Source organism: Pseudohaemophilus parahaemolyticus (assembly GCF_938021905.1).
GTDB classification, from domain to species: domain Bacteria; phylum Pseudomonadota; class Gammaproteobacteria; order Enterobacterales; family Pasteurellaceae; genus Haemophilus_A; species Haemophilus_A parahaemolyticus_B.
This window is the reverse complement of record NZ_CALIFA010000040.1, coordinates 11,673-25,932: the sequence shown is the minus strand read 5'-3', so window position 1 is coordinate 25,932 and position 14,260 is coordinate 11,673. Positions and strand designations below refer to the sequence as shown.

Here is a 14,260-nt window from a genome sequence, read left to right as displayed (position 1 = left end):
AAGACCGCTTGCAAGCGGTCTGTTTTCCTAAAAAGTATGCAGATGATTAGCTCACGCGTTTTAAATATTCAATGCGAGCATTTTCATCAAAGATTTCGTGGCGATCGTTTAAAACAAAGCCATTTAATGCACTAGCTAAGCGTTCCGTACATTGTAACATCAATCTTAAATTAGTTTTCAGATTGCCGTCAGTTGGTAGATGCATAAAAATCACTAAACCAATGGTTGAAAAATCTTTTAAATTGTTAAGATCAAACACGCCTGGTTGCATCATATTCGCAACACTAAAAATCACAGGCGAATTGCTATTCCCCAAATGTTTATAGCGATGAAAAATATTATATTCTCCATATTCAAAGCCTAATGCTTCTAAGCATTGTACCACGTGTTCACCTTCAAATTGATACCCTTCTGCCGACACTACATAAAACGTGATCATATCAGCAGGGATTTCTGGCTCGGACTCAATGGATTCTTGAGCAACTGAAATAGACTCCTCTATCGTTACCGACACTGCTGGCTCTACCACTTGTTCTACATATTGTGCGACATTCTGCTCTACCAATTGACTACTATAAATTGGACTGAACGTAGATTGACCATAAATTGGCGTGGCGTTTTCTCGCTCTAATTCCCTTACTACATTATTTTCTTCTTGTCCTGGTAAACGGATTTTAATTCCGCTAAGTGAGTTTTGTACATCACGTTGAATTTCTGCTGAAGACTGTACTTCTACCTCTGATGTTGCTACATTTTCTACTTGTGAATGTAGCGATGTATCAAAATGAGAATGAATTTCTGACGGCACATTATTTATAGGTGTTGAAGGTGGACGTTGTGAAAAAGAGTTAGAAAAAAGACGCGATTTTTCGCGACGATTAGACAAAAAACTTGACCCTATCAAAATTGCAATCAGCAATCCTGCCAGAATAAAGAAAATAATATGAAGTTCCATAAATCCTCCAGAAAATCATCTAAAAATTTAAGATTCACTATTTGCGAAAAAAGATGGCATAGCTTACCATATTTCAAACAAAATTTTGAGCATTTAAGGTTTTTATGTCATTGTTATTTTCATCTCCACAAAATCAAGTTTCAGCGGGTTTTCATTATTTCATCAAAGGCTGGAGCTTGTTGGCACAGAAAAAATTCTTACCATTCGTCATCATTCCATTAATCATTAATGTATTACTGATTATTGGGCTTTCTTGGTTTTTCTTAAGTAGCATGAACCATTGGGTCGAACTCTTACTTCCATCTTGGTTAGATTGGATCTCGTTTATCCTTATCCCACTAGTTTTCGTATTATTGCTGGTCAGCTTTTACTTTGCCTTTACTACACTGGCAAATTTTATTGCCGCCCCATTTAATGCACTATTATCCGAAAAAGTGGAACTACAACTTACTCATCAACCGCTGGATGATGCATCATTATTTGGCATGCTCAAAGATATTCCACGAATGTTCAAACGTGAATGGCAAAAAATGATGTATAGCGTGCCACGTTTAATTGCTTTGTTTTTCCTTGGTTTTGTACCTGTTTTAGGGCAAACAGCCGTACCTGTGCTTGCCTTTATTTTCGGGGCTTGGATGGTTGCCATTCAATATTGCGACTACCCGTTTGATAATCATAAAATCAGCTTCCCGCGTATGCGTAATGCCTTAAGCCAAAATAAATGGATGAATTACACATTTGGTACCTTAGTAAGCCTATTTACTATGATTCCGTTTGTGAATTTTGTGGTAATGCCTATTGCCGTTTGTGGTGCAACGGCAATGTGGGTGGAAGAGTATCGACAATTCTTTTTAGATAATGCAACAGGTGAGTTTGAACGAAAAAATTATACTTTCTCTACAGCAAGAAAAAAAGATCTAACCACTCATTCTGGAAATTATGAAGTGAAATAACAAACCTAAGAAAAAGCCCATTTAAAATAATCGGTTTATTTTAAATGGGCTTTCACCTCGGTTTGCACCTTTATGTTTTTCGTGACGCTGATAGCTGCCTTTACCTTTTTTATTACGTTCCACTCGAGGGCGGAAAAGTGGATCGGTGACTAATGCTTTAACTGCGCTATCGTTAATCTTACCCCGTTGATGGGCATACTGATTTTTTGTCATATTGGTTTCCTTATTGAGTTGATTTATTTTGCGTTTTACGCAGTTGCTATTGTGACAAATTTGATACAGTTTGTACATAAGCCTCTCGTTCTTACTAAAAAAATAAGGCAGATTTTATTCAATCTGCCTAAATTTAAAATGAAATTAACGCATTACCCACTTCCCATCAACATAATCCATAATCCATTTCGTTTTCTTGCCATTCTTTTCGGAAGTCACATATTGACGTTTCTCTTTACGGCTGAAACTAATGATCGCTGTATTACCTTCAGGGTCAGTTAACGGTGCATCTGCCAAATATTGCAGTTTTTCTGGTAAGCGGTCACGATATTGAGCTAATTCGCTCACTTTTGCAGGACGGCTTTCACGCACTTTCGGGAAGTTATGTGCCGACATAAACACCCCAACCGCACTATCACGTAATACAAAATAGGCATCTGCTTTTTCGCATTTTAATTCTGGGAACGGAATTGGCTCTTCACGAGGTGGAGCAACTTCACCGTTTTTTAGAAGTTTACGGGTGTTATCACAGCTGGTACAGCCCATATATTTGCCGAAACGCCCCAGTTTTAAGTGCATATCCGCACCACATTTATCACATTCCACGATAGGACCATCATAGCCTTTAATTTTGAATGTGCCTTCTTCGACCAAATACCCATCGCAATTTGGATTGTTACCACAAACGTGTAATTTACGGTGCGGATCGATAATGTAACTATCCATAGCAGAATCACATTTCGGGCAGCGTTTACGTGCCATTAACGCCTTAGTTTCTGAATCTTCATCTAAAACGTTAATCAATTCCTCTTCAGGAATTAAATTCATCGTGGTTTTGCAGCGCTCTTTTAGTGATAATACATAACCTGTACAGCCTAAGAATACACCCGTTGAAGCGGTACGAATTGCCATTTTGCGTCCGCAAGTTGGACAATCTATATTGGTTGGTACAATACTATTTGGCTTCATACCACCTTGCAGCTCATCTAATTCTGCTTGAGTGAGTTGCTCGGAAAAATCTTTGAAAAATGCATTTAACGCATCAATCCAATTCTCACGACCTTCTGCAATTTTATCGAGCGTTTCTTCCATATTCGCAGTAAAATCATAATTCATTAAATCGCCAAATGATTCGTTTAGACGGTCGGTAACAATTTCGCCCATTTTCTCTGCATAGAAACGGCGGTTTTCAACATGCACATAGCCACGCTCTTGAATAGTCGAAATAATTGAGGCATAAGTTGAAGGGCGACCAATACCACGCTTTTCCAACTCACGCACTAATGCCGCTTCTGAATAACGTGCAGGCGGTTTGGTAAAATGTTGGCTAGGATTAACCGCTTGTAATGCTAATTTCTCGTTCAACTCAACATTTGGCAACTCTTGATCTTCTGCTGTTTTTCCTTGTACAGGTAACACTTTTGTCCAACCATCAAAACGCAATACGCGACCTTTTGCTTTTAGCTCATAATCGCCAGCAGTCACGGTTAAGCTGGTTGAATCATATTGTGCTGGCAACATTTGGCACGCTAAGAAACGACGCCAAATTAAGTCGTATAAACGTTCAGCATCTTTCTCCATACCCGATAAATCCGCCATTGTGACATTTACATCTGATGGGCGAATTGCTTCGTGAGCCTCTTGAGCATTCTCACGGCTAGAGTAGAAATTTGGTTTTTCTGGTAAATATTGCGAGCCGAATTGTTTATCGATATAACCACGAGCCATATTCAACGCATCTTGGCTCAAGTTAGTTGAGTCAGTACGCATATAGGTAATATAGCCCGCTTCATATAAGCGTTGAGCCAACATCATCGTTTTCTTCACGCCAAAGCCCAAACGGGTGCTTGCCGTTTGTTGAAGCGTTGAAGTAATGAATGGCGGACTTGCTTTTGAGCTGGTCGGCTTTTTCTCAATGTCGGTAACGATAAACGCAGATTGTTGTAAGTTTTTGACCGCTTGCATTGCTTCTGCTTCGTTCTTCGCTTGCCATTTTTTGCCGAGATAATTAGTTAGATCAAGCGGTAGTTTTCTGCCATTTGATTGCGTATCCGCCACAATTTCCCAAAACTCTTCAGGTTGGAAGGCTTTGATCTCACGTTCACGTTCTACTAATAATTTTACTGCAACAGATTGTACACGCCCTGCTGACAAACCGCGTGCCACTTTTTTCCAAAGTAGTGGAGAAACCATAAAGCCCACCACACGGTCTAAAAAGCGACGAGTTTGCTGTGCGTTTACACGGTCGATATTCAGATGTTCTGGATTTTCAAACGCTTTTTTAATCGCATTTTTGGTAATTTCGTTAAATACCACACGACTAAAGCGGCTTTCATCACCGCCAATCACTTCACGTAAATGCCAGGCAATCGCTTCCCCTTCTCTATCCAAGTCGGTGGCGAGATAGATATGATCGGCTTTTTTCGCCAACGTTTTAAGCTCTGAAACTACTTTCAGCTTATCAGGCATAATTTGGTAATTGGCTTTCCAACCGTGATAAGGGTCGATTCCCATACGTTTTACCAATGCATTACGTTCTTTTTCCGCTTTCACTTTTGCTTTTTCTTCGGCGCTCATTCCTTTAGTGGAAATTGGTTTCGCTCGTTCTGTTTTCTCTTCTGAGCCACTTTTCGGCAAATCCCGAATATGCCCGACACTTGATTTCACCACATAGTCACTGCCTAAGTATTTATTGATTGTTTTCGCTTTGGCTGGTGACTCAACAATAACTAATGACTTACCCATTGCTATTTCCTAATAATTAAAAAGATAAAGATGCTTTTCCGCTTATTATTTTTACAATAACAAGGCTACAAGCAAATTACAACATAAACACACTAAATAAAATGGCGATTGTTTAAAACAAATTCAACTTACCTTAAATAATAAGAGCTAAAACGTAATAAAGCCTATTAAGCATACACTTAATAGGCTAAAATTTATCTACATTGTGCTTTAAAGCGAAGTAGGTGGTCAAGCAGCACAATTGCCATCATCGCTTCTGCAATTGGCACGGCTCGAATGCCTACGCAAGGATCGTGTCTGCCTTTGGTAACAACTTCCACTGTTTCGTTGTTTAAATTCACGCTTTTACCTGGTACGGTAATGCTAGAAGTTGGTTTTAATGCAATATTAGCAATAATCGGCTGACCTGAGCTAATACCACCTAAAATGCCGCCTGCGTGGTTCGATAAAAAGCCTTCTGGGGTCATTTCATCGCGGTGTTGGCTGCCTTTTTGTTCGACCACTGTAAAACCATCGCCAATTTCGACCGCTTTCACAGCATTGATGGACATTAAGGCGTGGGCTAAATCAGCATCTAGGCGATCAAACACGGGTTCACCTAAACCAACAGGTACATTTTCAGCTATCACCGTGAGTTTCGCTCCGATAGAATCACCCTCTTTTTTGAGTTCACGAATGAGCTCATCAAACTGCTCGACCGCCACAGGATCTGGGCAGAAAAATGGATTGCTATTCACTTCATTCCAATCAATTTTGCTGATATCTGTCACTTTTTCAGGATCAATTTTAACCGAGCCAATTTGCGATAAATAGCCTCGTACTTCAATACCAAATTGTTCACGCAGATATTTTTTTGCAATCGCCCCTGCAGCCACACGCATTGCAGTTTCACGAGCGGAAGAACGACCGCCACCACGATAGTCACGAATACCATATTTTTGTTGGTAAGTATAATCAGCGTGACCTGGACGGAATTTATCCATAATATCACCGTAATCTTTGGAGCGCTGGTCACCATTTTTGATGATTAACCCGATACTCGTGCCAGTAGTTTTCCCCTCAAATACGCCCGATAAAATCTGTACTTTATCATCTTCACGACGAGGAGTAGTATAACGAGATGTTCCTGGTTTACGTCGGTCTAAATCGGGTTGAAGATCTGCCTCACTTAATTCTATATTCGGCGGTACACCATCCACGATACAGCCCAATGCAATACCGTGCGATTCGCCAAAAGTGGTTACCTTAAATAATTGTCCAATGCTGTTGCCTGCCATATTGCTTTCCTTTTATTGTTATTTGCAAAATTCTATGCGATTTTACCCGCTTGTGCTGCCAGATTATCTTCAGAATGCAAGTGAACATCAAGCTGATTGAGTGCAAAACGGATGCCATTTTCTCTAAAGAGCTGATTGATGCGATATTGCAAGAAGTTCATTGTCTCTATGCGATCACCCAATTCGCCCACAAACACGAGCAACTCGTGTTCTAATGCATTATCGCCAAAATGAAGCATATTGATTTCCACTTTTGGCTCACTCAACACTTTTGGTGCTTCGTTAACTGCCTGTAGAAGTAATCGCTGCATCAAATCAAGGTCGGTATCATAACTCACTTTAAAGAAAATTTGTAAGCGAGTGATAGTATTATTCAGCGTCCAGTTGATAAAACGATCCGTCACGAAGGCTTGGTTTGGTAATACCACTTCCATATGATCCGAATTTAGCAAAGTAGTAGAACGTAAACGAATCTTTGTGATAATTCCCGTGTACTGCCCTACTGTCACTTTGTCGCCAACTCGAATTGGACGTTCAAACAGCAAGATAGAGCCTGATACGAAACTGCCAAAAATCTCTCGCACCCCGAAACCCAAACCGACTGAAAGGGCGGTAAAGATCCATTGGATTTTTGTCCACGAAATCCCCAGTGCTGAAAATGCAGATACGCTGCCAAACGTCACGATAACGTAAGTCAACATCGTAATAATCGTCTGTGGCGTCCCTTTGGAGAGAGGTATTTTTGAGAAAACAGTCACTTCCAAAATACCCGTAATATTTTTAATCAACACATAGGTGATTATCACATAAAGCGAGGCTCGCATTAAGTTGAGTAACGTAACCGACTCAACCTGATTGCCTTCGTTGCTCTCCCATAAAATCACGCCATCAAGGTAGTAGGCGACACTAATCAGATCCGACCAAATTACATAAAGTGATACAAACAGCACCACCCAGCCAATCAAATCGGTGACACGATAAATCTGTTGGTTTACTACCGAGAGCTTGATAGTTTCATCTTCTTTTGTGCCGTTTTCTAACACTTGTTCACGCAATTTACGACGTTTATCTTGCAAACGACGATATGCTAAACGACGGGCGGAGATTGCCACAAAACGATATGCAAAATAGCGCCCAAAAACCCAAAGCAAAATCACAAAATAGCTATTGAGCAAGTGGGTAATGAGATAAACTGCGGTATAGTAATAGCCTAAAATAATGAGGATAATCAATGAGATAGGCACAATCACTAAAATCAGTCGTAATAGACGGAATAAGCTAATACTTGTGTTCGTTGTACCCTCTTCTTTCTTAGCTTTTTGGTATTCACGAATCGCTCGGTTAAGCAATGGGCGAACCACAAAAAGGCAAAGTGCCAACGCAATAATTGACATCACCTGTCCAATCGCATCGTTGAGATAGCCAATCTCATCAATTTGCGATGGAATAGACGACACCAATAATAAACCGACAATCCAAATTGATTGCTTGATAATACGTTGGAAAATACGGTTACTCTCTTGCGGCATGCCAAAATGGCGGAATGCTAAACCATTTGGACGAAGTAATGAAAGCATCGTCGCAAAGAACCACCAATAAAGCGTTACTCGCACACCCCAACGCCCAATTGCAATCGGGTCGTTAAAGAAAAGAAACCCTATCGCATTATAAGCGGTGAAAAATATCAGTGTACTTGGTAAAGCCAACAATATTGTCCAAAACATCGCTTCTGGCGTCAACCAATGACTATCGTTAGTCAGCGTGTTTACTCGTGAAGCAAGGCTTGCCAAGCGGTCTTTTATTGCCGATTTTTTCCAATTGATAAGTAATGCAATCAACAAGGAAATAGAGGTAAACAACACCGTAGATAATAAATTCGGCTGTACGTTTTCAATCCCAACATAATCGGTCAAAACACCTACTTCTGCAAATGCTAACGCAGGAAAAGCCTTAAGCCACGCAAAATCAATCGGATTATTGCTATTTACCCAGAAACTTTGCTGTTGTAGTTTACGTTGCAAGGCATCACCAATCGCCAAGGCTTGGCGTTGGTTATTTTCAATCGTAATCGAAAGATTAAGCTGGCTGTTTAATGACTTAATAATCTCATCCAACAATTTTTGACGCTCTTTGAGAATATTATTTAACGCACTATTCTCTTCATTCGTTAAAGGTTCTTCCAAGTTATGTGTCAGATTGCGGACATAATCATCAATATTATAAAGCTCATCGCGTTGTTGCGAATATTCAAACAGATTAACCCGCACATTTGAAATCGATTTCGCTAAATTGTTGTTAATTTTTTCGGTAGGCAACGTTTGTTTCTGCTTATTAATTACCTTTGAAAGCACAAGTGTGCCCTGCAATGCACTGATTTGCTCGTCAATATTGCGTTGCGTTTGAGTAAGGCTTTCCAACACATTTCGCATCCGTAAATCATCGTGCGAAAGCGTATTTAATTTCTTAGTTTGTTGCACCAAAAATTGGCTTAATTCTTTATTATGATCTAGTTCATCTGTAATTAAGAAATTTTCAATACTACTTGCAATGCGTTGACTAGCGACATCTTTTGCCTTTTGCTCGGAATCTTCTAAACGCTTAGTATTAAGCACCTCTTGCAATACCGATAACTGCTTTTGCATTAACGCTTGACGTGCTGCAGCCTCGCTTCGTTTTGCTTCATCAAAAGCAATCAATCGCTCTGCATTATTGCTGAGTAAATTGTTATAACGATTGCTCTCTTCAATAAAACGGATTTCAGCATCCCAGCGCTCCATCTCATTCAGTAAGTGGCTCTGTGGTGGCAAGCTTTTTACACGGTTAATCTCTTGCAACCGTACGCTATTTTCATTCAATAAACGTTGGTTATTTTTAAGCAAATTGCGGTCGTTCGAAATTTGAGCATCTAATGCCAACAATTGAGACTGCACACTCTGCAAATCTGCTTCAATTCTTTCTTGCTGCTTAATCAGATCCGCTAATGAGAGCGAATTAAAGCTATTTTCTGAAACCGCATCTACTTCTTTTTTATTCTCTATAGTACGTTTTTGCACCTGTGCGAGATCTTGCGGCAAGGCTTGCAGCTGCTTTTCTAATACCGCAAAATCTGCTTTTTGCTTTAAAGTTTGCTCATTAAAATGCTTGGTTAATTCCAGGTTTTGATCTTGAGCATTCATTTCAGCTGACTCTAATGAGCCCGATCTTAATGCACTAATCTGCTGCCTTAAACTCTCTTCCGCTCGGTTTTGAGAAACTTCCGCCCAAACCTCATGGGAAAAAAGCGTGAGGCTGAATAAGCAGGAAAAGAGTATACTTGCGGTGTTTTTAAACATTCTTATCCTAATTTCTTGCGGTTAAATCTTCCGTTGCCCATTTCACTTCTTCATTAGTGTTTTGATTTTTGATAAAAATATCCAACTGATTAAAGGCAATCTCAATTCCGTATTGTTCGAAAAGTTCGTTAATACGGCGGTTGAGTTGATCAATGGTGCGAATACGTTCGCTTAATTGCCCCACATAAACACGCAACTCGTGATCTAATGTGCTTGCCCCAAATGAGAGGAAATATGCCATGGGTGCAGGATCTTTAACTACTGTGGTATTTTCTTCGGCAGCTTGAAGTAATAATTTCTTCACTAACTCTAAATCTGAGCCATATGCCACACCGATACTAATCACTAAACGAGTCATTGAACTGGTTAATGCCCAGTTCACCACGCGTTCAGTAATAAAAGCTTTATTTGGCACGATCACTTCTTTTTTGTCATTGTCAATTAAAGTAGTTGCTCGAATACGGATTTTCGACACTGTTCCATTAAATGAACCGATGGTGATCATATCACCAACACGAATAGGACGTTCAAATAAGATGATAATGCCTGAAACAAAGTTCCCAAAAATTTCTTGCATACCGAAACCCAAACCAACCGATAATGCCGTAAAGAGCCATTGTAGCTTAGACCACGACATTCCCAAGGTTGAAAAGGCAAAAGCCGCTCCTAACACCACTAATAAATAGGTTAATAAGGTGCTGATGGTATAAGGCGTACCTTGAGAAAGCGAAAGATGTGGGAAAACAAAAGTTTCCAACAAACCACTTAAGTTCTTAATCAACACATAGGTCACCACAATAATCACTAGTGCAACCAATAGATTAAGCAAGGTAATCGACTCCATCACCACGCCTGCATCAGTCGTCACACTTTGTTGCCAGAGTGTTACGCCTTTTAAGTAATATGCAACGGTAATAAGATCAGACCAAACCCAATAAAGCGCCGCAAATAAGCCAACCCAGAGCACAAAATCAGTTACTTTTAGCATCTGATTTTTGATCTCACTCACAGCCATTTCATCTGCTTTGATTTCAAATGGTACATCCTCTTCGCCGAAGTTATGTGCTTGCTCATTGCTTGCCTGTTTCGCTAAAGACTCTTTTTTCTCAAGCAAACGGCGATGTGCTAAACGGCGGGAAGAAACTGTAAAGCCACGGTAGCACACATTGCGGATGATAATCCAAGTGGTTACCGCAAAATAAGTTGAAATCAGATGTTCAATGATGACCAATGATGTGTAGTAATAACCCATCACAATCAACACGATCAATGCAATCGGTGCCAGTAACAAGACCAAACGCACAAAACTTAATGCCCCTTTGGGTGCATGAATATCCTCTGCTGTGTTTTGATACGTTGAAATCGCTTTTCTAAATCCCGGTGCGATAATAAAGACGGTCATCACTAGAACAGTTATGGTCATAATTTCGCCTAACACATCATATGTAATGCCTGTTTCCACATTGGCAAAAATAGAAGTATTCAGCAATAATCCAATCACCCAAACGGAGCGTTTTAGAATATTATAGAACAACTCATTACTTTTTTGTGGCATATCAAAATGCTGATAACCAATGCCGTGCGGACGCAAAATTGCCATCATAAACGCAAAGCAGAACCAATATCCTGCCATTTTCAAACCCCACGGCCAAATTGGAAGTGGGTCTTGGAAACAGATGTAAGTCACCAAAATAAACACCATTAAAAACATAAAGGTGCTTGGCAAGCATAAAATCGTGGTTAAAAGAATCGCTTTAGGTGTATTCCATTGGCTATCGGTTTCTACCGATTTCATTCTGTTATTGATCTCGGTTAATTGGCGTTTAATGTTCTCTTTTTGACGCAAAATCAAACCAATGAGCAACAATAAACTACCAATTAAGAGCGTGGCAGGAATCACATTGTCACGCCAATTTGAAAAATCGAACTGTTTGCCAATCTCTTCTAACTGAAATCCAAGTGTTGCACCTAATTTCGCAAACCACGCAAAATCAATCGCATTATTACTTTTTACCCAAAAGCTTTGCTGTTGCAATTTTTGTTGCAACTCATCGCTGATGGTTTGTACCTGTTTCTGTGTCAGTTCAATGTTGATCGCCAAATTCAACTGAGTATTCATCGATTTAATCAATTCCACAAAAGTTTTCGTACGAGCTGATAAAATCTCCGTTAGCTGTTTCTTTTCAGCATCTGTAAAAGTGTTTTTCTCCTCTTTTTCGAGCTTCGCAATATAACTTTTAGGATCCGCAATTTTATCTTTGAACTCAGTCATATCAAAAATATTCACACGGAGTTCATTAATGCGTTCTGCCAAACCTTTGATCATCTCATCTTGTGGCAAAACCGCACGCTGCTTATTGATAATACGCGAAAGCACAAGCGAGCCTTGCAAAGAACTAATCTGCTCATCCAAATTACGTTGTGTTTGCTCTAAGTTATCCAACACACCTTTAATACGCAAATTTTCTTGCGAAAGCTCATTCATTTTGGTGGTTTGATCAAGCAATTCTTGTGACATTTTGGCATTAAAATCCAATGCACGAACAATCACAGGATTGCTCTCCGCATTCACATTTTTTTCAAGCGTTTGCGTTGCTTGCTCTACTTTGACTTTAGATGCCTGCATCAATTTTTCACTAATCGCTTGCTGAATAGCAGCAAGTTCATTTTGCAATTGTTGCTGTTGTAATTTTTTCTCTTCCAACTGACTATTATAGAGTGCCGAAAGATCTTCATTGCCTCGCAGTAAAGTTTGATTGTAGCTATTTTGTAAATCTAACAACGCCAATTCTGTGGTTAAATTCACTTTTTGCTCATCACTTATGTTTGCATCTAATAAGGCAGAATTGACCGCTTGTTTGCGCGTGACATTGTCGCTTAAAGCAGCTTGTGCTTTATCAGGCACTGCATTTTGGGTGACTAATTTTCCATTTAGCGATGCCATTTCTGTTTGTAAATTATTCAATGCCTCTTGCTTAGCTGAAAGCAACCCCTGCAAATCATCTAGCGAAATATGTTCAAATGACGGCACTGTCACCGTACTATTTTTTAATTTGGTAAGATTATCTTGGCTCTTTTTTAGACTCGCTTTGGAATGTTCAATCTCACTATTTAACGCTTCATTATCCACTTTCTGCTTCGCAATTTGAGCCAACAACGATTGAGTATCTTGCAAGGTTTTTAATGTTGCTTTCGTTGCATTGGTTTGCTCCGCTTTTTGCAACGTTGCAATCTGTGCCTGCAATGCTTTTTCACTCGGTAAATCGGCTTGTGCGAGTGAGATGCCAAAAATCATCGTAGCAAAAACGAAAAAATATTTCTTCATCATAAATTATCCTTACAGGTGAGCCCTAGTTTAACGGCAACCTCAGCTTTTAGTTTTTGTCTGGAAATTTTAATTCCACCTTGTTGTAAATTTTCATCTAACGGCAAGTAGCAAATAGGATGTTTAAATCTTTCTAAATGCTGTGTCGCAAAATTTTGTAGTTTTTCGACCGCTTGTGTTGAGAATGGTTCGAGCAAATCCACCACCGCCACAGGGCGTTCGCCAAACTCAACATCTGCAATCGGTACAATAAAAATCTGCCTGAGTAAACCTGAAGCAAACAACACTTTTTCTACCTCTTCAGGCTGAATATTCTCCCCACCCGAAATAAACATATTGTCCAATCGACCTTTAACAATCAAATGACCTTGCTCATTCCAACAACCAAGATCTTTCGTTTGCAACCAACCTTGTTCATTCGTAAGCGGTCGAATTTCGCCATTTTTTTGCCAATAACCAAGAGCTAAACAATTACCTTTCACCCAAATTTCATTTTCCACCAAACGAATTTCCCGTCCAGCTAATGGTTTACCAACATTATCTAACTCATCTTTCACGGTGCAAATAGTGGACGCCATCTCAGTCATTCCATAGCCTGAGAAAGTGGTAATGCCCTGCTCTTTCGCTTGTTGGACTAATTCCGCTGGAATAGAAGCACCGCCTAGCAAAATAGTTTGTTTTTTAGACCGTTTGTGAAGTTCCTCTGATGCCAAATAACGTTGCAGTTGAGTAGGCACAAGGGAGGCGTGCGAAACTTGAGAAAGTAGCTTAAAAAAATCTGCTTTATCTTCATTCACATAGAGCGTTGCCCCTTGTGAAAGCCAACGCCACACAATCCCCTGCCCTGAAACGTGAAACAACGGCAAACTCAGTAACCAGCTATCGCCTTGTTTAAAATCAAGTAATTCACACACACCTTCCGCATTCGCTAGATGGTTTTTGATGCTATGCACCACGGCTTTTGGCGAACCTGATGAGCCAGAAGTGAGCGTTAAAGTAGCAGGAGAGGCATAATCTAAAGTAGGCAATTCACAAGCGGTAAGATTTTCATCAAAATTTGTAAAAAGCTGATCGGTAATCAAAAACTGAGTGCTATATTGCTCGCAAAGTTGCGTTGTTTTTTCTGATGAAAATGCAGGATTAAGCATTAAGATCTTTTTATTTAATGCTATCACCGCACAATAACTGAGCAAACCTATTAAACGATGTGAACCTTGATAGCCAATCAATTGAGCTTGTGAAAAAGAAGGCAGCGAAGAGAGAAAATTAGCCACTTGAGCCATAAGATGGTGAAAGTCTTGCCAACAAATTTGCTCAGGCAAAAAAGGGAAAAAGCGGCTTTCCCCTTTTTCCCAAACAATAGCGGTGCGTTGTTCCACATTCACCTTATCATTTGCTTTACTACCTGCGTTATTCCCCCAGCAAGCAGTCAAAAAACACGAAGATTTCACCATAGTAGT

General features: G+C 39.8%; 8 protein-coding genes. 1 reads left to right on the top strand and 7 read right to left on the bottom strand.

Features of this window, described 5'->3' with window-relative positions; genetic code table 11:
- Nucleotides 1-46: 46 nt before the first annotated feature.
- Nucleotides 47-955: a cell division protein ZipA gene (zipA, locus tag QMF79_RS03840; protein ID WP_281772843.1), complete on the bottom strand. Its 909-nt coding sequence runs from the start codon at nt 953-955 to the stop codon at nt 47-49.
- Nucleotides 956-1,059: 104 nt separating this feature from the next.
- Between zipA and cysZ the strand changes: the two genes are divergently transcribed.
- A complete protein-coding gene (gene cysZ, locus QMF79_RS03835) occupies nt 1,060-1,908 on the top strand; it encodes a sulfate transporter CysZ (protein ID WP_281772842.1) in 849 nt (282 codons plus the stop codon).
- Nucleotides 1,909-1,929: 21 nt separating this feature from the next.
- On the opposite strand, the gene QMF79_RS03830 is transcribed toward cysZ, so the two are convergent.
- The 6 genes from QMF79_RS03830 to menE form a co-directional block, all read right to left on the bottom strand.
- Nucleotides 1,930-2,121, bottom strand: a complete 192-nt coding sequence (locus QMF79_RS03830) for an alternative ribosome-rescue factor A (RefSeq protein WP_281772841.1) — start codon at nt 2,119-2,121, stop codon at nt 1,930-1,932.
- A gap of 144 nt (nt 2,122-2,265) precedes the next feature.
- Nucleotides 2,266-4,866, bottom strand: a complete 2,601-nt coding sequence (gene topA, locus QMF79_RS03825) for a type I DNA topoisomerase (RefSeq protein ID WP_281772840.1) — start codon at nt 4,864-4,866, stop codon at nt 2,266-2,268.
- Between the two features lie 194 nt (nt 4,867-5,060).
- Complete coding sequence (gene aroC, locus QMF79_RS03820; protein ID WP_281772839.1) at nt 5,061-6,143, bottom strand: chorismate synthase; 1,083 nt, start codon at nt 6,141-6,143, stop codon at nt 5,061-5,063.
- Nucleotides 6,144-6,175: 32 nt separating this feature from the next.
- Nucleotides 6,176-9,475 carry a mechanosensitive channel MscK gene (mscK, locus tag QMF79_RS03815; protein WP_281772838.1) on the bottom strand — a complete coding sequence of 1,100 codons (3,300 nt, stop codon included), beginning with the start codon at nt 9,473-9,475 and terminating at the stop codon, nt 6,176-6,178.
- 7 nt (nt 9,476-9,482) lie between these two features.
- Nucleotides 9,483-12,803 (bottom strand): mechanosensitive channel MscK, encoded by a 3,321-nt coding sequence (gene mscK / locus QMF79_RS03810; protein WP_281772837.1) that lies wholly within the window; start codon nt 12,801-12,803, stop codon nt 9,483-9,485.
- The gene (gene menE, locus QMF79_RS03805) at nt 12,800-14,254 is read right to left on the bottom strand and encodes an o-succinylbenzoate--CoA ligase (RefSeq protein WP_281772836.1); all 1,455 of its coding nucleotides are present in this window, start codon (nt 14,252-14,254) and stop codon (nt 12,800-12,802) included. Before menE ends, mscK (QMF79_RS03810) begins: the two co-directional genes overlap by 4 nt.
- Between the last annotated feature and the right edge of the window lie 6 nt (nt 14,255-14,260).